Source organism: Planococcus sp. CPCC 101016, assembly GCF_007859295.1.
Lineage (GTDB): Bacteria > Bacillota > Bacilli > Bacillales_A > Planococcaceae > Planococcus.
Genome location: NZ_VOHB01000003.1, coordinates 161,131 through 180,994 on the forward strand (window position 1 = coordinate 161,131; position 19,864 = coordinate 180,994).

A 19,864-nucleotide genomic window follows, 5' to 3' on the forward strand; every position below is an offset into this window, starting at 1 on the left:
GATCCTAAAGTGGCTGAATTCAGTAAATTCAGCTTACTAAAGAAATCTGCCCTTCTTCTATCTCTTCCCAGTTTAGCGAAATTTCTTCCAGTCCACCATCAAAAACAAACCACCTCTGATTGTGGGTACAGTCACACAATCAGAGGTGGTTAACTAAAGTGGATTTATTTTTGGGCTTTCATGTATTCATGATAACCTTGCTTGAAAAACCCGTACCACTCGTCAATTTCATCCTGTGGCGCCGCACTCAAAGCTTCCAGTACTTCTTTTCCGAACTCCAGAAATGCCGTACCGTTGGCAGTGATGATTTGTCCGCTCCGGACAGCCTGCTGTTGGAGATAACCGGTTTCATTGCTGTAGCGGTCACCCGCTGTTCCCTTTAAGTCTTCGAGGTAATTACTGGTGTGCTCAATGTAATTGAACAGTCCATTACAGCCCAAGAACACAGTAGCATCGCATATCGCCCCTACTACTGCTTTTTTCTCCAAAGCTCTATCAACCAACTCCATGACCCGTTTACTTTCTTCTTTTCGCCAGGAGTTTCCGCCAATTAAAATTAAGGCGGCAAAGTCCGCTGGTGCGTCATCCAATCCGTAATCCGGCAGCATCGTAAAACCGCCGATCGATTTGATCGGCTCTTTCGTCAAAGACACCGTCTTCACATCGAATTTCTGTCCCTGTCCTTCCGGCTCTTCATTCAGTGCAGCGGCTAAAGAGGCAGCTTCCCAATCTGCATAATCGTCCAATAGCACAAACAAAACCTTTTGGTTGTCCATCTCCCAATCTCCTTTCGTTTGAACATTCACTTTTTTCTTAGTTGGATTATAGCACATAGAAAATGTTCCACAGTCACCGAATTCCATAAACAGCAAAGACATGTTCGAAGGCTTGAGAGGGTATACTGAAAGTAAATCCTAATGAAAAAGAGGAGATTCCATCATGAACAAAAAAGAACTAACCCATGCCGGATGGCATTTGGATAACAGCTACTCTCGTCTACCGGAATTGTTTTACAGAAAAATCACCGTCAATCCGGTGCGTTCACCAAAATTGGTGATTTTCAATGAAGCATTGGCAGAAACTCTCGGTTTGGATTCAAAAGAATTGAAAAGCGAAAATGGAATGGCCATTCTTGCCGGAAATCGGGGTCCTGAAGGCAGTGTGCCGATAGCCCAAGCTTATGCCGGACATCAATTCGGAAACTTCACGATGCTTGGCGACGGCCGTGCATTATTAATTGGAGAACAGATGACTCCCGCTGGGAAACTTCTGGATATCCAATTGAAAGGATCGGGCAGAACTCCGTACTCCCGCGGTGGCGATGGACGGGCAGCTTTAAGGCCAATGCTCCGCGAATACCTCATTAGTGAAGCGATGCACGGACTTGGCATTCCAACTACCCGCAGCCTCGCTGTTGTTGAAACCGGTGAAATGGTCCGCCGTGAAACACCGCTTCCGGGAGCTGTTATGACGCGCGTTGCTGACAGTCACCTGCGCGTCGGCACCTTCCAATATGCGGCTAGATTCGGTACGAAAGAAGATTTAAAGGCATTGGCAGACTATGCATTGGAGCGCCATTTCCCTTATGTTCAAGATGTACCGAACCGCTACTTGGCACTGTTTCAGGAAGTCATTAAGCGGCAAGCTGCGTTGATTGCCAAATGGCAGTTAGCCGGATTTATCCACGGCGTCATGAACACCGACAATATGGCAATCAGCGGTGAAACGATCGATTACGGTCCCTGCGCTTTCATGGACAACTTTGATCCAAAAACTGTCTTTAGTTCGATTGATGTTCAAGGACGCTACGCTTATGGCAACCAGCCGATGATCGCCGGTTGGAACTTGGCACGCTTTGCAGAAAGCCTGCTTCCTTTGCTGCATGATACGCCAGAAGAAGCGGTCAGCATGGCACAGGAAGAGCTGACCAAATACATTGAGCAGTTCCAGGATCATTGGCTTGCCGGGATGCGCAGAAAACTCGGTCTCTTTAATGAAGAAGCAGAGGATGCTGCTTTGGTGGAAGAACTGCTAAACCTGATGCACAAACACGATGCCGATTACACCAACACGTTCCGCTCACTGACTTTCAATAAGCTGCAAGGCAGCGAATTAGTTGAAGCTCGGGAATTTAAAGACTGGCATAAATCGTGGCAGGTACGCCTTGAACGGCAGGAAAACACGCCTGAAGCTAGCCATCAATTGATGCGTGACAGCAATCCAGCTGTCATTCCCCGCAACCATCGCGTAGAAGAAGCTTTGATTGCTGCTGAATTTCAAGGAGATTACACCGTCCTTCACCGTCTTCTGGCGGTTCTTGCCAATCCGTATGCCCATTCGTCCGAACAAGAAGCATATACTGAACCACCGGAACCAACGAATGGACCGTACCAGACTTTCTGCGGGACATGATGTCATCTCAATAAGTAAAAAATTTCTTTTTGTAGTTTCCGCTTTATATTGTTACAATATTCAGTGAAAGAGTTTCTTTAAAGTAAATTTTTTAAGACGAAGTGATTGCCTATCAAAAAATTTATCTAAGGAGCTGGGACGATGAATCAGGAACAAATGGAATTTGTCAAAAATGGAAAAGGTTTTATTGCTGCGCTAGACCAAAGCGGTGGCAGCACCCCGAAAGCATTGGCGCTTTATGGTGTATCGGAAGACCAATACTCAACAGAAGAAGAGATGTATGACCTGATCCACGAAATGCGGACTCGCGTCATGACAGCTCCTTCTTTCAATTCCGATTCGATCATCGGTGCGATCCTATTCGAACAGACGATGGACCGCAAAGTGGAAGGCCAATACACACCGGATTATTTATGGCAGCAAAAAGGCGTCGTGCCCTTCTTGAAAGTCGACAAAGGGCTCGCCGATGAAGAAAACGGCGTTCAAGTCATGAAGCTCATTTCCGATTTGGATGATGTGCTGAAACGTGCCAACGAACGGAATATATTCGGAACGAAAATGCGTTCCGTTATTAAAGAAGCCAATCCTGAAGGAATCAAGAAAGTGGTGGAGCAGCAATTTGAAATTGGCAAACAGATTCTTGCAGCTGGTCTGGTTCCAATTCTTGAACCTGAAGTCGATATCAACAGTACAGACAAAGAACAATCCGAAAAAATTCTTAAAGAAGAAATGTTGAAGCACCTGGATCAGTTGAGTGAAGACCAGAACGTCATGATTAAAATCACTATTCCGACAGTCGATAATTACTACAAGGAATTGATCGACCACCCGCGTGTGCTTCGTGTGGTTGCCCTGTCAGGCGGTTACAAACGAGATGATGCCAATAAAAAATTGGCTGCTAATGAAGGGCTGATTGCCAGCTTCTCCCGTGCCTTATCCGAAGGCGTCAGCGCCAGCCAGTCGAACGAGGAATTCAATGAGATGCTGGAAAACTCCATTAAGGGCATTTACGAAGCTTCCATTACGTAAACCAATTAAAATACGCCCCGCTGCCGATTCAGGCTGCGGGGCATATTTTTTAAATAAAAACAGTCTTAGTAGCGGCTCTCCGGGATTTTCCGGAACCATTCAAATTCACTGATATGGAGTTCACGCAATTGATATTTCATAATTTTCCCGGAAGCGTTTCTTGGCAGAGATTCGGCAATCATAAATTTACGCGGAATTTTATAACCGGGTAGCTGCTCCAAGAAATAATCCATCAGTTGTTCTTCGTCAATGGTTTCTCCTTTTTTCGGCACAATGATCACGCCGACAATTTCGCCCCATTCCTCTTCCGGCAAGCCGACAGTCGCAGCTTCTTCAACTTGGGGATGATTATTGATGACTTGCTCCACTTCGATGGAATAGATGTTTTCTCCGGCTGAGATGATGCGATCTGCCTTCCGATCCACCAGAGATATAAATCCATCTTCATCGATTGTCGCAAGATCCCCTGTCAGAAGCCATCCGTTTTGGAAAGCTTCTTCGGTTTCTTCCGGTTTATTGTAATATTCTTTCATGACCGTAGCGCCCTTTATGACAAACTCGCCGATGGTTCCGGGATCGACATCAAGAAATTCATCATTCACCACCCGTACCTCTGTAAAGTACATCGGCTTGCCGCCTGACCCGATTTTGTATTCATGTTGTTCCGGCAATAAAAAGACACCACCCGGTCCGCCTTCAGTCAACAGGCACAGATTATAGAACTGCTGGTGTCCGAAAAAATCCATCGCTTTTTTAACAAGCTCAGGATCTATCGGGTCCGCTCCGTACATACATTTGGTTACAGAAGATAAATCAGCTCCCGTCCCATTCGGCAGCTGCAGCAAGCCGCTGTACATATCCGGCAGTCCAAAGAAAACTGTTACCTGGAATTCGTTAATCAGCTGAACCGCTTTTTCCGGATGGAAATCGCGCAGGATGATATTGGATGTTCCAAGTAAAATACCGGTCACCAAATACAGGTTTAATTGAGCAGAGTGAAAGAGTGGCACGGCATGAAGAAGACGGTCACTAGAGCTGATTCCGACACCAAATACAAATGAGGTGCTGACAGTGGCAATCCGCTGATGATCAAATAATGCGCCTTTTGGTTTTCCAGTAGTGCCGGAAGTATAAAGTATTTCCGCATCGTCCGTACTCAGCACTTCTATTGATGGCTCCAATGCATTTTCACTCAGCACGCGATCCCAGCTAAGATAATCGTCGTTAGCAGGTGCAGGATGAACAATTACTTGTTTGAGCGAAGCAGTCTGTTTTTCCCCTTCAGCAACGACGCGTTCAAATTCTGCATCGCAAAAGATGAATGTGCTTTCGGATTGGCCGAAAATATAGCCACTTTCATCAGGAGTCAATCGGTAGTTCACTGGAACAACCACACCTCCGGCTTTCAGCACTGCAAAAAAAGCCAGCACATAATGATCCGAGTTTTTCATGAACAGTGAAACCTTTTCACCTTTCTCCAGTCCTGTTGCCATCAATCCATTCGCCAACCGGTTAACTTCTTCGTTCAATTCCTGGTAAGAATAAGTTCGTCCTTCGCAAGTAATCGCCATCTTATCTGGAAAACGTTTTGCATTTTGTTTGAGTGATGCGGTGATATTCATTTCATCTCCTCCTTCTCTGATCAATCGTTTGTCCTGATAATCCACCCTCCTGTCACAGAAATCCCAATTGCTTCGGAAGCCGTTAGAAATTTCCATAATTCCTTAAATAGTATATTTAACTTTACCGTATTCAGAAAATATAGTCAATTCTGTTTGTAAGCAATTCTAGTTAGAAAAAGCCAAAAAAGAGCCGCGCCTATTGTCATAAATCGGCACGGTTCTTTTCTGCTGTCTCTATGTATTCGTTAATCCTTTTACCGAGTTACAGCAAGTGCTTCCAATTTCATTCATCAATTTCAGGCTGTGGGACATTCACCCCAGCAACTTGCCCAAGCAATTCCACTCCTTTGACGATCTCTTCTTCACTGGCATAGCTGAAAGACAAGCGAAGATATTCGAGTCCTTTTTGCTGTTCAAGGAAAAAGTATTTGCCAGGAACGAAAGAAACCCCTGTGGCCAATGCTTCAGGGAGCAATTTCGAAGTGTCTACACCTGGGATTTTAACCCAAACGAAATAGCCCCCTTTAGGTACAAACCATGAAACTGCAGGAGGTAAGAATTCTTCCAGAGCAGCCAGCATGGTGCGGCATTTGGATTCATAGACAGCGGTTAAGCCATCCAAGTGTTCATCAAAATCAATGGCTTCGAGAAAGGATGCCATCGTTGCCTGATCGAATGGGTGATGCAAGTCTTTCTTGAACCAATTCAACGGATCGATGATCTGTTTATCCGCTACTACCCAGCCGATTCGCATACCAGGGGCAACCACTTTGGATAATGATCCAGCATAGAGCACTCGGTTGTTCGTATCCGTTGCCTTTAGTAAGCGCGGGTTTTCCTGAAAGCCTAATTCTCCGTAAGCGTCGTCTTCTAAAATGAGGAAATCGTATTGTTCTGCCAGTTCCAGCACCCGCTCCCTGCGCTCAGGCGACAGCGTTGTCCCAGTCGGATTCTGATAGGTTGGAATGGTGTACAACAAACGCGGCAGCGGCTGCCCTTTTTCTTTGCGATTCGCCAGCATGTCTGCAAACAACTCTGTCTGCAGCCCATTTTCGTCAATTGGAATGGTCATGTAATGCTCCGTGTAGTTCTGGAAAATTTCTAAAGCTTCCATATAAGTTGGCGATTCAATGGCAACTACCGCTTCATCGTCCAGTAAGACGCGTGCAATCAAATCAATTGCTTGGCAGGCTCCGGAAGTCACCAATAACTCTTCATCCCCCGCTTCAACTCCCCGCTGTGCCATCCGATTCCGAAGAAATTCCTTTAGCTGAGGAATTCGTGGACTGCCGAGATAGTGGAGAGGCAAATCCCGTTCTTCATCCAGCAGACGAGCCACCGCCAATTTAATTTCTTTAGAAGGAACTACTGATGGATCCGGGTAACCGGAACTGAGGCGCAGGCATCCCGGCGGCAAAGTGGAGAGCCACTGGCCAGGCGGATCATTCTTAAAAGCCATTTCAGTATCTTTTGAAAAATGGAAGTCTGTTTTCATGTATGTTGTTCCCCTTTCATCTAACTGATGGAATAATTTGAAATCTCTTATTTCTTATTCTACAGTTTACAACCAGCATTGTGTAGGCTGTCGCCAAAATAGGTACCTTATCCCAATCACTTTCTGACGGACTGTGTAACTTTTCAGCCACTCTAACGTTCTTATGGTTAAGTGATTCACTTATTTTTGAATTCATTAGGAGGAACATCCATGAGAAATAATTTTTGGCTCAACGCCTTTTTAATCCTGATGACCGTCTTGATTTTGGCAGCATGCGGAACCCAGCAGGAAGACGAAACAGAAAACACTCCTGAAGATCCCGCGACCGAAGAACCCGAAACAAACGATGAAACGACAGGAGGCAGTACAGAAGGAGAAATGGAACCTGACATTCAGCAAATCAGTGACGAGACTTATCGCTACACCTTGGAGAATCAGACCGGAGAACCTCAAACATTCGAGTTCACAAGCAGCCAGCGCTACGACTTTTCCTTGGCAAATGAAAATGGCGAAGAGGTTTTCCTTTTTTCAGCGGTCAGCACCTATCTGCAGGCTTTAGGTGAAGAAAACCTCGATCAAGGAGACCAGTTGAGCTACGAGTTTGAAGTGCCCCCGCTCGATCTTGAACCGGGCACCTATGAACTGACTGCTTGGCTGACGCCACGACAAGGTGAAACCTACAAAGTGACAACAGAACATGTCGTCGAATAGCAAAGTAGCGGAGAAATAGGAAAAGACCATCACAATTGATGGTCTTTTCATATTCTCTTTAAGTTAAGTTTGATCACCGCTATTCTATTCACTACAACTCAGACGATTAAATCATTTTCCGCTTTCATCCTGATGGCATCCTGCAATAACTTTTGGAGGACAGCTGCAAAGACCGCGACCACCAGCGAAGCAAAAATAACGACAATTCCAATCAATATGCCTGGAGCATCATCAGCTTTTGTCAATAAATACAAAAATGGCAACTTAATAATGTACACAATGATGATGGTTATCGCGCAATATTTTATTGTCTTCAAGGCTTTTACCGAGAGATCTGAAAAGGCTTGGTTTCGGTCGATATAGCTTAGAAGCTTCAAGGTCTGATACAACGCGATGAAAAAGGGAACCATCGCTATATACATGCCAACCAGTAAAGGATATTGCAGTTTTTCCAGTTCAGGCAGAGCCCAGTAAGGAGAATTCGGATCAAACCGGGATAAACCATAAATACATCCGGCCAGTGCCGGCAATCCCATAAGAATAATGACAGTCTTTAAGAAAAGAGTAGAACTTCGGCTCATAAAAAGCACCTCACTTATTTATTGTTGTCTTCATAATAACTTCTATTTTATCGAATTACAATAAATAAATGTTGATTAAAGGCATTAAATTATTGCGAGATGTCCTAACCACCCTTTTTCACAATTAAAAAAGCATTTCCGCCCCCTAATTGGATGGACGAAAATGCTTTTAAGTCATTTTTAATTCTTAGAAAATTTGATGGCCAATTCTTACTGTTTTTTGCCTTTGCTGGTTTCAACAGGCACTTGAACACGTACCGCATCGTAGATTGAGTTAGCCAACAATCGATACGAATGCTCCGTGTGGGCACGGAAAGCCAAGTCATTGGCAAATAGTGTATACGTAGTCTCACTGTTATCTACTGTAATTGCCATTGTTTGGCCGCGGGCTTTTTCATGTTGCGGCCACCAGCCGGCAATGTAGAAATCATCGCTGTCCTGGAAGCTCGCCAATACTTCGGCACCTTCAGGAACACTTGAAATCCAAGAACCGGTCGTTACATATAAGTTTTCCTGCTGTTCATAACCAGCAGTCAACAGATTTTCAGCTACTGTGGCTTTTACAAGACCTTCATGTCGAGCTCCCGTATTGCCGATTGCAAAGCCTGGAAGCAATCCGCTTTCACTGACCGCCTTCAATGCAGGTGCCCCGATGCCGACATACGTTTTACCGCTCACTTGCTGAGCGTTAAATGTGTTGGTATCGCTGACAATGACATCCGCATTCGCCGGATCAACCAATTCAAAGCCAAGCTGACGCAATGAGAAATTCAATTGCGCAGAACCGGTTGCTGCAACACGTGGCTGCTCCAAAACTTCAACAGCGGCATTCTTCCCGTTGCCAAAAGACTGGGCTTCAAAATAATAATCGTCTGCATACGGACGCAAATCATTTGTGGCAACTACATAATCGCCAGCTTCCGCTTTCCCGATGCTCTCTGTCAGTACTTCCACCTTCTTGCCTTCAGCAAGCAAGGCATTAACGACACGAACTGCGTCATTGGTCGAGTTTTCCAGAATTTGTTTAGGCGGATTTCCTTGAATATTGCTTGTTGGAATGACTACTTCAGATACTTCCTTGGTCTTGCCATCAAACAGGCCTTCCTCACGAACTTCCACAAGGTCGAACCCTCTCAAATCCGAAAAGTTGACGACGATCGGGTCGTACATTGCATCCCAATCCGATACATCGTCTCCTTTATACAACATGGCGTTTGCCAAGCCGCGTTTTGCCTGATGCATCGGTACGATGAAGGTTCCTTTCGGATACGTTACACCGTCAATAGCTGTCGGCTTGGTTGTCTTCTCGACTTCCACACCGTTGCGGATCAAGTACTCCGCCATGTTATAAGCTTCCAACACATTTTTTTGCGTTTTGGAATCTGCCGGAATGACGTAATAATCCGGGAAGAAGTTTTCATTGCCGTCACGGATGCGGCCAATCGACTCTCCTTTTGCGTTGACCAAATGCTCATCAACAGCCCGGTTATCTTCTCCATTGACTCCACGTTTGAAAATCTCCAACTGTTCTTTGTACAATTCATCTTTGTTGTCGTGCACATATTTTGCTGCACCCAATCCGCTGCCCACTAAGGCGTTGTATGAATCCTGACTGAGCGTTGGCACTTCGATTGTGTGGCCAAGCGCTCCATGAAGCATGCCATACATTGCTGTGTATGCCGGCGTCATGTCATCCCAACCAGATCCATATCCTTCTTTGGCAATAAAATAAGAAGTCAGATTTGAGTTGGCAATTCCCGCATTGCCCAAAGCGTGTGCTTGTTCCATCATATTGCCGATCAACAAATCATATTCGAAATTCGGGTTATGCGGCGGTGTCGCTGGTTCAATCAAAAACCCTTCGACATAGCCATGAAAATCAATGAAAGATAAAGGTGTCCATTGTGCCACCACTTCATTCACTTGCTGCGTTTCCAACTGCGTCTGGTAAGCATTATCCCGGTTCAAGTCAAAGCCTTCACCATTTGCACGTGTATTGGCCGCTCTGCCATCCGGGTTGCTCGTGAACATGTATAAGAAAATTGCATCGTCCAAGACATCGTCCACGTCTAGGGTTTCAGCAACTTCTGTCGTACCGTCTGTATTCTTGAAGGTAATTTCTTCTTCGAGTGCAAACTTCTCAAGCAGTTCAACTTGAACATCCACACCTTCCACTTCATCCGGGTGGATATTGTTGAACCAGATCGGAACCTGATAATCTTCCATGGAGCCACTTTCAAGCTTTTCAATTAGGCTTTCCGGATCATCCAAAGCAGTCGGCAGTGTTTCGTTTAGATATGTATCCACTGCCTCTTCATCTCTTGCAAGAATGACAAAATGAATATCGCGTCCTTGAGAGGTTTCTCCCACTTTCTGATATTCAAGATACCGATCGTTTTCCTCGTCTGCTTCAGCAGCTTCGAAAATTTCATCGATCGCCGGTTTTAGTTCATCGTAGACTTTAAATTCGTCGTAGACATTCCACTCAACGGTTGCAGCTGCTTTAGCGCCGCTCGCTGAATCGATCATGGCCAATTCGTAGTCGCCAATGAATTGCTGATATTGTGTGCGGATCGTACGGTTTGATAAATCTCCAGTTCCATAAGGCAATCCGAATTCCAATGTTGCTTTGATTTCCGTTGTGCCTTCTACAAATGCTGGTCCTTCAACAACGGTAATAAAAGGGGCGCCATCGTAATTAGTGCCTGACGTCCAGGTTTTCCATTCGGATAAGGGTTTCCCACCAAATTGAAACTGGATGTTAGTTAAATCTACGCCTTCTCCTAAATCAGCAGTAATTTCTACGGTACGTGCTTCCGTCATCGAAAATACGGTTTGACTGAGCTCCAATTCCGTTGCCTGATCTGTCTCAACAGCAGCTATCGATGGAACCAATAATGACAACATCAAGACGACTGCTGCCAAACTCGAATACACCTTTTTCATTCATTCACCCATCCTTTCAAATTTTAGTTGTGCTTTCACTTCCCAATATAACAGAATATTTCGTTTACCGAAGGGCTCATTCTCCTATTTTTAAAAGTCAGTACTTTCTTCCAATTTTCCAGTCGATTTTCCCTGCAAAATATAGGGTAATAGTCACTCGAATAAAAACAGAAAACGGGACATTTCAGTCTAGCCATAAAAAAGCACGAACTTTTGAAAAACAAAAGTTCGTGCAGGACGGGATAATTTATTTGCTTTTTAAAGAAGCAATATACTCTTTCACGACTTCGTACACATATTCTTGATTCGCGGCTGCAGTGTCTGCATTATACGCACCATCGTTGGTTTTATTGTTCGAAAGGATTCGGATTGCTAAAAAGGGTACGTCATACGCTTTTGATATCATCGCTGCAGATGCCGATTCCATTTCTTCCACTGACGTACCGAAGTTGTCATGGAACCAATTGATGCGGTCCACTTCATTATTCCAGACGTCCGCTGAACCGATTGTCCCTTCGACGACTTTGCCTTTCGTGTAACTATCCTTCACGGCGTTCGCAGCAGCCAGAAGTTCAGCATCGCCTTCGTAATAACGAGCTTTTTCAGCATTTGGGTCTTCCCCTGCGCTTCCTTCAGAAGCCATGACGTCCATCGGCTTCCATTCTGTTGCTTCAATTCCTTCACCTTCTGCGCGGTCTCCCGTTTTCATCGAACCGATATTCACCGTTCTTTCGCCAAGAACAATATCGAACACATTCAATTTCGGATCATGTCCGCCTGATGTTCCCTGATTGATGATGGCTGCAGGGTTGTATTTTTCAATAGCGATCGCCGTAGCAGCTGCTGTATTTTCCATGCCTTTGCCTGTTTTTGAAACAATGACCGGATATCCTTCCACGGTTCCGACGTGAAAAATATATGTCGATCCTGATTCTTCTATCTCAACATCTTCCAGGCGAGCAGCAAAGTTTTCGGCTTCAATCGGCATCGGCCCCTGGATTAGGATTGGGCGTTTTGTTTCTTCAGTCTTTTCTTTTTCTTCTGTCGCTTTAGCTTCACCTGCTGAACTGCATCCAGCCAGCACCGCCAATAACAACATGACCATAATGGATAATAAAATACGCTTGCTGGATCCTGTCTTCGTTTGCATCTTTTTCATGTGAATTTCCTCCTTGATGTTTGCTCAACGGCAATGGAGCGAAAGAAAAAGCCCCTAAAACGGCACAAAGGTTTCTACCTTTCTGACATTTGGGAGCCAAAGTATAAAATGAATGAGGAGAGCTGATACACACGCCAAGCATTCAAAAACTGCTGGCTGAAAAACGACTAACCAGAAACTTTGGCTCGTAGTCCGGTTCTTTGCTGGGAACCTGGTAGAAACACTCGGACCGTATTACCGAGTTTATACGAGCGATATGTTGTTTGTCTGTCACTTGGCAACTATAGCAAACGCAATACTGCAGGTCAATAAAAAAACGAACATTAAACCTTAAGTAATGGTTGAATGTTCGTTTAAATAGGATATAAAGTTTAGTTTTACACTTCAGTAAGCATAATCTTCTTCTTTTTCCTTATTCGTTTCTTTCACTTTCTTATCCAGTTGCTCATATATATCTTTACGGATGGCGTCTTTCCGTTCTTTTTCCTGTCTGAAGTATTGAGTGAGGGTTTCATGTCTGATGTTTGCCAATTTGTTGTACTGATCGACCGCCTCATCGTCTTTGAATTTCCCAAACTCCGTCAGCTTATACTGCAGGCTATGCATTTTATTGTTTTCAGCCAGGGATTTACCGTAGATTTCATTATTGTATCTCAATAAGTCTCCGGCAATATCGTTGCTTTGCTGGAGGATTTCCAAATACCGGTCATTTCCCCATTCCAGCCATTCCCAGTACAGGCGACTGTACTCCTGTTTGAGATACTCATTCAAATCACTTTCTGAGTAGACGGACTTATATTGTCCATTCCCAGCTTTCGCTACAGCTTCCAGCTGAGCCTGGCCTTCATTATCGACATCAAAGCCGATAATGTTCACTTCGGCCCGGATATCGGACCCAGTCAATGAAGCGGCAGCAGAAACTGGATCGCCGCCACAAGTTTCAACGCCGTCGCTGACCACATAGATTACATTACGGACATTCTCGCCTTTTTGTTCCTTTAAATCTTGTTCAGCAGCTTCAATAGCCCCTGCTAAAGGTGTCCAACCTGATGGAGCAAACTGGTCCAAGGATTTGCTGAAGGCCTGCTCATCATAGGCACCCAGATTATAGACTACATCATTGCTGTTGCAGGACATTTCCTTGTCCGTATTTGTGCCGGTCCCTTCATGTCCGTAAACCCGAAGCATGACGTTGGCCCCCTCCGGCAAGTCCGCGGCATATGTCTGCACCGCATTTTTGGCCAGTTCCATCTTTTCACCGCCCGATACTTGCCCTGCCATGCTTCCACTTGAATCGAGCAGAATTGCGACATTGACCGTTTCCTCTTCAGGCAAGTTGATGCTGTCTTCCGGAGTGGAAGAATCCATGGTGATTACGGGATCAATGGCCTCAAACTTCTCTGCAGCTTCTTCAATATCCGCGGCCACCAGGGATACTGCAAAGGAATAAGCTTCCTCTCCCGACATCCCTTCAGGTGCTGCTTCCAGTTCTTCCTGCAGCTCTTCTTTTTGCTGATCCGTCATTTGTTGAATATTGTATTTGCCCTTCTCTTTCACAATCTCTTCTACATTATGTACAGCCGCTACCGGTTTCTCAGGTTCTGCCGCCTTTTTTTCTGCAACCGTTTCTTCTTCAGCTGGTTGCTCTTGCTCGGCCTCCGGCACTTTTGCTGCATCAGCATCTTCATTATCGGAACATCCCGTAAGTATCGCGGCGGATAAAAAGCTAGCCAACATGAATCCATTCAATTTCTTCATAAAGCATTTCACTCCATTCGTCTTTCTTTTATTAGTTTACGCCTCTTTCCATAAAGAGGTTTCGTTTTTACAGTAACTTGGAATAAATAAATAGCCATACCCTCCATCCAGTTCAATGGTCGGGTATGGCTTATATAGCGTTAATCTGTCTCACAAATATCTTTTAGGTTTTTCATGGTCTGTTCGGCTGAATTGTCCATCAGCTTTTTCACGATCAGCTTATTGGCGACTTTCCCCAACACGCTGCCCGGCAATTCATATTCCATTTCAAACTTGACCTCTGTCCCGGTTCCTTCAGTATTATAAGTCCAAGACTGCTTTGAATTGACGGCTCCGCTGATGTGGCCATCCCAAAAGCAACTATTGCCTTCGCGGGATTTTTCTATAACTTCCAGCGAAATGGGCAGTTGCATCCCCAGCAAAGCATATTTCATGTCCATGGTTGTCCCGGCTTCGCCTTCCCCTTTTAAATTCTCCGGTTCTGAAAGACCCGCATACCATTGGTACCAATAAACAGGATTTGTCGCATAATTAAAAACTTCCGTAACCGGCCGATCGATCACGATACTCTTTCGAATAGTCCACATGCTTTTCTCCTCCTCAGTATACGGATTATCACCTTTTGGGCCATGTCCGCTGTTTTCCAGGGATGCACTCAATTTCTGTTTGCTTTATGTAGGTTCATCTTATTCCCCTTTCAGAATATTGTAAAAGAAAGGTACTTGTGCCGACCGAAACTATTGCTTTCAAGGATTGGTATTTCACCAACCAGCTTCGTGGAATTAACTGCTTTCCCGTATTTGCAATAGAGCTGTTTTTCATTCGGCTTAAAAAAGCCCTCCAGCGCATCCGCTGGCAACTGAAGCCGCCGATGCGCAGAGAGCATATATCATTCCTGGCGCTTCTTCACCGGAATCCAGATTTCACTATAGATCTTTTGCAAATCCGACATATCGCCATTGAAGGAAATTTCGGGTCCCTCGATCAGTTCGTAGTTTGATGAAGGCAGCCAGTCCGAAAAAATCTTCCCCCAGGTGTCCTGCAGCTGTTGTGGAAACGGGCCTTCCATACTGAAAATCGCCCAGCTTCCCGCCGGCACTTCGACGACATCAAAGGCTTCAAAATTGGCCTCTAAAGTCGTAATCGATCCGACCAGATGATCCAGCTGGCCTTTCTCCTCTAAGCGCCCATCATCAAAGTTAAGCGATGCATTGACTACGGTCTGGACGTCCGTATTACGCCATTGCTGCAGTTGCCCGCGCTGTTCGGCAGTGATGGACTGCGCCATCTTCATGATTTCCGGATTGGGCCCTTCGAAAACGATGGGCACGCGTTTTTTGATTCCCACCAATTTAAAGGCGTCTTTTTCTGCGATGCGGTATTCCATATCCATTCCTCCTTGAATCGTCAATTGGAAAGTCAGGCGTGGAAATGCTTTAAAGCGATCGCTGTTTTTCACTTCCGATGGACTCATGCCAGACCACTCACGGAACGCCCGGCTGAAGCCGTCTGCCGAGTCATAGCCGTATTTGACGGCTACATCCAACACTCTTTGTTCCCGCTGCAGATCGATAGCAGCCTGTGACAATCGCCGGCTGCGGATATAGCTGCTCAATCCCATGCCAGACAAATACGAAAACATTTTCCGGAAATGAAATTCCGACACGCCGGCAATTGCCGCTATTTTACTGAAATCGATTTCTCCATCCAGGTGGTCTTCGATATAGCGCAACGCTTCATTCATATCCTTCAGCATATCCATGCATAACCCTCCTTTCTCTTTCAATTCTAAGCGGAATAAAACCGGCGCATCCGATTTTTACTGTACGGAAATCGTCGTCTCACTCAGGTTCCGTATATTTTTTCACAGCCTGAGATCATTTCAGGAATTTCACACTATTTCCAATAACTCATCTGCTTCGAGACGATTTTCATGAACTCATCAAAAGAAGACGAGTACCGGTTCCAATGATGGTACCATTTCCGGATAGTATCCAATAGCCAGTACGGCATCGGTTTGCCATCGATGAGCGGATAATATTCTTCGTAGGCTTTTTTCAAATGCTCCCATCTAAAATCATTGCCCAGTTTTATATATTCCGAGACATCCAGAAGCTTCGCCCGCCCGTCTTGCAACAAAATATTCTTCAAATGGATATCCCGTGGATTTAACCCGATTTGCCGAATATAATTCCTGGCCTCTTCTACATCTTCCATCACCTGTTCCGGAACATGTACTCCCTGCAGCAGACAATCGAACAGGGTTAGGCCTTCTTCATACTTAATCACCAGCAATCGGTCAGTTAGACCATAACAGCTGGAGAAGTATTGGGACGAACCGATCTGTGCATAAACCTTCGCTTCCGCTTCGAGCTTTTCTTCTTTTCCTCTCGCATAAAGCTTAAAAGCATATTCCGGAGAATCCAAAAATTGAAACACCGCTGCGTCTGTCCCGACCCCGATGCAGCGAAACCCATCGGCTATTCCTTCTATGCTGACCGGTTCATTGTCCGGATTGGCTATAATGTCAACAGCTGATAGTAACTCTGCTATCTCTTGCCATGATCGCTTCATAACAACTCTCCTTCATTACTTACTAGTAGTTTGTATTTGACGAACTTTTCCGCGAGAAGATCCTCAATGACTAAAATATTGACAGATGCTCGAATATCCTCTATTGTTAACTACGCGATGAGCTCGTTTGCGTAAGACGGACAAGCACTCCTTTTGGAAACACGTTGTGGAGCGTGGCTTGATACGCCGCAAACTATCGAAAACATCTTGCCCTCGGGCAAGGTGTTTTTTCTGTTTATGTTCAAACTTCCAGACGTTTGCTTCAAGGCACATATACGGTTCTACTACACTTATAATTTGGCAAAATCCACTGTTCCCTCTCGTTTACTGTTTTTATTCCAATCAATTCGAATAAAACCGGCTTGTTTTATGCTTTTTGTAAATTTGTTTGCGGTATTTTGGATTTATTTGCAGAATCTTCACGTTTGTTTGTGGAATCCGTTGGTTTGTTTGCGGAATTTCGAGTTTATTTGCGGAATCCTCGGGTTTGTTTGCGGAATTTCGAGTTTACTTGCGCAACAGCAAATTTCAGACGCTCCTAATCCATCTGTCGCTTTTCTCAATACAAAAGACCCTGCCGCCAAGCAAACCGCTTGATGGCAGGGTCTTTCAATTTCACAATTCGTATACGCGTGCTTCGAACGGCAGCAATTGCTTCGGATCCTGCTGTTGGTAATTGCTCAACAGGCAGTTTGCCGATTCAGGTTCGTCCCAATAACAAGCGTATTCGGTCAAATTGGTGATGACCAATAAGGTTTTTTCCTCATTTGTACGGGTGTAAGCATAAATCGATTCGTGACCGACGTCCTGCAACTCGTAGTTTCCATATACAAGGACTTCTTGCTGCTTTCGGAGCCAAATCATTCTGCGGTAAAACCACAGAACCGAATGTGGATCGCGCAGCTGCGCGGCGACATTGATCTCTTCGTAGTTCGGATTGACCCGGAGCCACGGCTCGCCATCTGAAAATCCGGCGTTCGGGCTGGCGTCCCATTGCATCGGTGTCCTGGAATTGTCACGGCTCTGTGCTTTGATGATTGTCATGACAGCATCATGCTCCATTCCTTCCGAACGGTTGAAATGGTAAAGGTTATGCGTTTGGACATCGTTGTAATGTGACAACTCTTCAAATGGCGCATTGGTCATGCCGATTTCCTGTCCCTGATAGATGAACGGTGTACCTTGCATGAAAAAATACATGCAGGCAATCGCCGTAGCACTTTCACGCCAGTACTCCTGATCATTCCCCCAAGAGGAAACGATGCGCGGTTTGTCGTGGTTTTCGATGAACAACGCGTTCCAGCCCTGGCCCTCCACAGCTTTTTGCCATTTGGTCAGCACTTCTTTCAGCCTTGGCACATCGATGCCCGTAGTTGAATCAGTAGCCCATAAGCCCATGCTCTCAAACTGGAACACCATATTGAATTTGCCGTCATCCTCTGAAATCCATTCCCCAATATCATCAGCTTGGACACCATTCGCTTCGCCGACCGTCATGATATCGTGCTTAGCGAATGTCTCATCTCGCAGTTCTGCGAGCAGCGGCTGGATTCCTTTGACGTTCATCATCTTCTCCCAAGCCGGTACATACAAATTCTGTTCCGGATCTTCGATGTCGCTCAATTCTTTCTTGATATGGCTGATGGCATCCACCCGGAACCCATCGATTCCTTTGTCCAGCCACCAATTGACCATGTCATATAAAGACTGCCTTACCTCTGGATTCTCCCAGTTTAGGTCCGGCTGTTTTTTGGAGAATAAATGCAAATAATATTGTTTGGTTTCCTGATCGTATTCCCAGGCATTGCCGCCAAAAATACTTTCCCAGTTGGTCGGTTCATCGCTCCAGATGTACCAATCGCGTTTGTCGTTATCGCGTGAAGCACGTGATTCCATGAACCACGGATGCTCATCGCTTGTATGATTGATGACCAGATCGATGATCAGCTTCATTCCCCGCGAATGCACTTCTTCAAGCAGACGGTCAAAATCCGCCATTGTCCCGAACTCTTCCATAATTTCCTGATAATCGCTTATATCGTAGCCGTTGTCGTCATTAGGTGATTTATACATCGGGCAAATCCAGATGACATCAATCCCAAGGTCTTTCAAATAATCCAGCTTGCTGGTCACGCCGTTGATATCGCCAACACCGTCACTGTTCGAGTCCATAAAACTCCTTGGATACACTTGATACGCAACTGCTTCTTTCCACCATTTCTTGTTCATAACTGATCCCTCACAAAGACCTTGGCCAGTCTCCCACTCAATCAATCGGCCTTAACCTCTGATTTGTTCCGAAGATGCCCGAGCGCCTATTTCAACTTTTAATCTATTATTCCCATCATCCAGCAACATTTTTCTAGAAAAATTAATTTCAAGTTGATAGTGTAGCAGAAATCGCAAAAAAATACCAAGGCAGCAGACCAAAAATTTTGTGGAGTTTTGTTGGCGCGACACCTTCTTTCATTTGAATTTCTTTCTATATAACCGCTGTCATAATAAAAAAACCTTATTTGTGAAGTTTTTTCACATTAAATGAATGATGTCGCTTTCATTTATTAATAAAGAATAATTACGACCTCTGGCCCTTTCTTTTGAGGCTATCTACTATTTTCAAGTAATGCTTATATAATAGTACTCTATTGATTTTCTAACGGAATTTGATTTCCTTCTTATTTATCCGAGTCAGCTTTTTGAATGGATGGGTACACATCTTTATCATAAAGAATAACTTTTTTGCAACTCGACAAAATCATTAACTTTAAGAAATTCGGGAATACACTAGTAGAAGAAATGGAAAGGATGATCATCGATGAAAAACAAATTAGCAGCCGCATTGCTCGCTATTTTCTTAGGCGACTTTGGCGCACACAAATTCTATCTGGGGCGACCAGGCATGGGGATTCTGTATCTACTATTCTTTTGGACGGGGATTCCGGCAGTCATTGGCATAATTGAAGGAATTCTGTATTTGCTGCAATCTGATGAAGACTTTCAGAGAAAGCATGGCAGAGGCTGATTGCATCCAATATTCCTATAGTTTTGAGGAGGCACTAGATTTTGCAACTTGAACCGATTCCTGACCATCTGCAGAATGATTTAAAAATTTTATTCGTCGGTTTCAATCCGAGCATTCGCTCTTCTGAAACCGGTTTTCATTATGCCAATCCGAATAACCGGTTCTGGAAAATCCTTTACGAAGCTGGATTGACGCCGCGGAAATATCGGCCTGATGAAAATAGCGAACTGCTTGTGCTTGGGTTTGGCCTGACGAATATCGTTGCACGGCCAACCAAGGAAGCTGCGGAGATTTCCAAAGAGGAATATGCCGAAGGCGCCAAGCTATTGGAGCAGAAAATTAGGCAGTTCCGGCCAAAAGCTGTCTGTTTTGTCGGCAAAGGCGTCTACCAGCAATTCAGCAAAAGAAAATCCGTTCCGTGGGGCGTTCAGAAAGAACCGGTCATTCCGGGCATCGTTGAATATGTCGCTCCGTCATCCAGCGGATTGGTGCGCATAAAACTGGCCGACATTGTGGAAATTTACAGCGGATTGAACGACTACAAATAGAAAATAC

Annotated in this window: 16 protein-coding genes and 1 riboswitch; of the genes, 5 read left to right on the top strand and 11 right to left on the bottom strand. The window is 44.9% G+C overall.

The features are described 5' to 3' along the window. Nucleotides 1-164 precede the first annotated feature (164 nt). Nucleotides 165-776 (bottom strand): type 1 glutamine amidotransferase family protein, encoded by a 612-nt coding sequence (locus FQV26_RS12875; RefSeq protein ID WP_146557949.1) that lies wholly within the window; start codon nt 774-776, stop codon nt 165-167. A gap of 163 nt (nt 777-939) precedes the next feature. Between FQV26_RS12875 and FQV26_RS12880 the strand changes: the two genes are divergently transcribed. Both FQV26_RS12880 and FQV26_RS12885 read left to right on the top strand, forming a co-directional pair. Then, nucleotides 940-2,412, top strand: a complete 1,473-nt coding sequence (locus FQV26_RS12880) for a protein adenylyltransferase SelO (protein ID WP_146557950.1) — start codon at nt 940-942, stop codon at nt 2,410-2,412. Between the two features lie 141 nt (nt 2,413-2,553). Then, a complete protein-coding gene (locus tag FQV26_RS12885) occupies nt 2,554-3,441 on the top strand; it encodes a fructose bisphosphate aldolase (RefSeq protein WP_146557951.1) in 888 nt (295 codons plus the stop codon). 65 nt (nt 3,442-3,506) lie between these two features. On the opposite strand, the gene FQV26_RS12890 is transcribed toward FQV26_RS12885, so the two are convergent. Together FQV26_RS12890 and FQV26_RS12895 are read right to left on the bottom strand one after the other, a co-directional pair. After that, nucleotides 3,507-5,063 carry a class I adenylate-forming enzyme family protein gene (locus FQV26_RS12890; RefSeq protein ID WP_146557952.1) on the bottom strand — a complete coding sequence of 519 codons (1,557 nt, stop codon included), beginning with the start codon at nt 5,061-5,063 and terminating at the stop codon, nt 3,507-3,509. 283 nt (nt 5,064-5,346) lie between these two features. Beyond that, nucleotides 5,347-6,558 carry an aminotransferase-like domain-containing protein gene (locus FQV26_RS12895; protein WP_146557953.1) on the bottom strand — a complete coding sequence of 404 codons (1,212 nt, stop codon included), beginning with the start codon at nt 6,556-6,558 and terminating at the stop codon, nt 5,347-5,349. A gap of 210 nt (nt 6,559-6,768) precedes the next feature. Here FQV26_RS12895 and FQV26_RS12900 point away from each other — a divergent pair, with 210 nt between their 5' ends. Continuing rightward, the gene (locus tag FQV26_RS12900) at nt 6,769-7,269 is read left to right on the top strand and encodes a BsuPI-related putative proteinase inhibitor (protein WP_146557954.1); all 501 of its coding nucleotides are present in this window, start codon (nt 6,769-6,771) and stop codon (nt 7,267-7,269) included. Between the two features lie 98 nt (nt 7,270-7,367). On the opposite strand, the gene FQV26_RS12905 is transcribed toward FQV26_RS12900, so the two are convergent. From FQV26_RS12905 to FQV26_RS12940, 8 genes are all read right to left on the bottom strand, one after another. Further along, entirely contained in the window at nt 7,368-7,850 is a 483-nt protein-coding gene (locus FQV26_RS12905; protein ID WP_146557955.1) for a DUF2975 domain-containing protein, read from the bottom strand. Between the two features lie 210 nt (nt 7,851-8,060). Then, nucleotides 8,061-10,796, bottom strand: coding sequence for a M14 family metallopeptidase (locus FQV26_RS12910; protein ID WP_146557956.1), 2,736 nt, complete (start codon nt 10,794-10,796; stop codon nt 8,061-8,063). A gap of 247 nt (nt 10,797-11,043) precedes the next feature. Then, nucleotides 11,044-11,946, bottom strand: a complete 903-nt coding sequence (locus FQV26_RS12915; RefSeq protein ID WP_261384351.1) for a 5'-methylthioadenosine/S-adenosylhomocysteine nucleosidase — start codon at nt 11,944-11,946, stop codon at nt 11,044-11,046. A 177-nt stretch (nt 11,947-12,123) separates the two neighbouring features. Further along, nucleotides 12,124-12,226, bottom strand: a riboswitch (purine riboswitch). A gap of 113 nt (nt 12,227-12,339) precedes the next feature. After that, on the bottom strand, nt 12,340-13,713 hold the full coding sequence (locus tag FQV26_RS12920) for a vWA domain-containing protein (RefSeq protein WP_146557958.1): 1,374 nt from the start codon (nt 13,711-13,713) through the stop codon (nt 12,340-12,342). A gap of 140 nt (nt 13,714-13,853) precedes the next feature. After that, entirely contained in the window at nt 13,854-14,300 is a 447-nt protein-coding gene (locus tag FQV26_RS12925; RefSeq protein WP_146557959.1) for an SRPBCC family protein, read from the bottom strand. Between the two features lie 302 nt (nt 14,301-14,602). Then, complete coding sequence (locus FQV26_RS12930) at nt 14,603-15,475, bottom strand: AraC family transcriptional regulator (protein ID WP_146557960.1); 873 nt, start codon at nt 15,473-15,475, stop codon at nt 14,603-14,605. A 134-nt stretch (nt 15,476-15,609) separates the two neighbouring features. Further along, complete coding sequence (locus FQV26_RS12935) at nt 15,610-16,287, bottom strand: protein kinase family protein (RefSeq protein WP_146557961.1); 678 nt, start codon at nt 16,285-16,287, stop codon at nt 15,610-15,612. Nucleotides 16,288-16,902: 615 nt separating this feature from the next. Further along, complete coding sequence (locus FQV26_RS12940; RefSeq protein ID WP_146557962.1) at nt 16,903-18,516, bottom strand: glycoside hydrolase family 13 protein; 1,614 nt, start codon at nt 18,514-18,516, stop codon at nt 16,903-16,905. 586 nt (nt 18,517-19,102) lie between these two features. On the opposite strand from FQV26_RS12940, the gene FQV26_RS12945 reads away from it, so the two are divergent. Next, nucleotides 19,103-19,309, top strand: coding sequence for a TM2 domain-containing protein (locus FQV26_RS12945; RefSeq protein ID WP_146557963.1), 207 nt, complete (start codon nt 19,103-19,105; stop codon nt 19,307-19,309). 41 nt (nt 19,310-19,350) lie between these two features. Next, nucleotides 19,351-19,857 (top strand): G/U mismatch-specific DNA glycosylase, encoded by a 507-nt coding sequence (mug, locus tag FQV26_RS12950; RefSeq protein WP_146557964.1) that lies wholly within the window; start codon nt 19,351-19,353, stop codon nt 19,855-19,857. Nucleotides 19,858-19,864: the final 7 nt, after the last annotated feature.

Excerpts from the sequence above, each read along its gene's own strand:
- FQV26_RS12875 (WP_146557949.1), bottom strand. The coding sequence starts at position 776 with ATGGACAACCAAAAGGTTTTGTTTGTGCTATTGGACGATTATGCAGAT.
- FQV26_RS12880 (WP_146557950.1), top strand. The coding sequence starts at position 940 with ATGAACAAAAAAGAACTAACCCATGCCGGATGGCATTTGGATAACAGC.
- FQV26_RS12885 (WP_146557951.1), top strand. The coding sequence starts at position 2,554 with ATGAATCAGGAACAAATGGAATTTGTCAAAAATGGAAAAGGTTTTATT.
- FQV26_RS12890 (WP_146557952.1), bottom strand. The coding sequence starts at position 5,063 with ATGAATATCACCGCATCACTCAAACAAAATGCAAAACGTTTTCCAGAT.
- FQV26_RS12895 (WP_146557953.1), bottom strand. The coding sequence starts at position 6,558 with ATGAAAACAGACTTCCATTTTTCAAAAGATACTGAAATGGCTTTTAAG.
- FQV26_RS12900 (WP_146557954.1), top strand. The coding sequence starts at position 6,769 with ATGAGAAATAATTTTTGGCTCAACGCCTTTTTAATCCTGATGACCGTC.
- FQV26_RS12905 (WP_146557955.1), bottom strand. The coding sequence starts at position 7,850 with ATGAGCCGAAGTTCTACTCTTTTCTTAAAGACTGTCATTATTCTTATG.
- FQV26_RS12910 (WP_146557956.1), bottom strand. The coding sequence starts at position 10,796 with ATGAAAAAGGTGTATTCGAGTTTGGCAGCAGTCGTCTTGATGTTGTCA.
- FQV26_RS12915 (WP_261384351.1), bottom strand. The coding sequence starts at position 11,946 with ATGCAAACGAAGACAGGATCCAGCAAGCGTATTTTATTATCCATTATG.
- FQV26_RS12920 (WP_146557958.1), bottom strand. The coding sequence starts at position 13,713 with ATGAAGAAATTGAATGGATTCATGTTGGCTAGCTTTTTATCCGCCGCG.
- FQV26_RS12925 (WP_146557959.1), bottom strand. The coding sequence starts at position 14,300 with ATGTGGACTATTCGAAAGAGTATCGTGATCGATCGGCCGGTTACGGAA.
- FQV26_RS12930 (WP_146557960.1), bottom strand. The coding sequence starts at position 15,475 with ATGGATATGCTGAAGGATATGAATGAAGCGTTGCGCTATATCGAAGAC.
- FQV26_RS12935 (WP_146557961.1), bottom strand. The coding sequence starts at position 16,287 with ATGAAGCGATCATGGCAAGAGATAGCAGAGTTACTATCAGCTGTTGAC.
- FQV26_RS12940 (WP_146557962.1), bottom strand. The coding sequence starts at position 18,516 with ATGAACAAGAAATGGTGGAAAGAAGCAGTTGCGTATCAAGTGTATCCA.
- FQV26_RS12945 (WP_146557963.1), top strand. The coding sequence starts at position 19,103 with ATGAAAAACAAATTAGCAGCCGCATTGCTCGCTATTTTCTTAGGCGAC.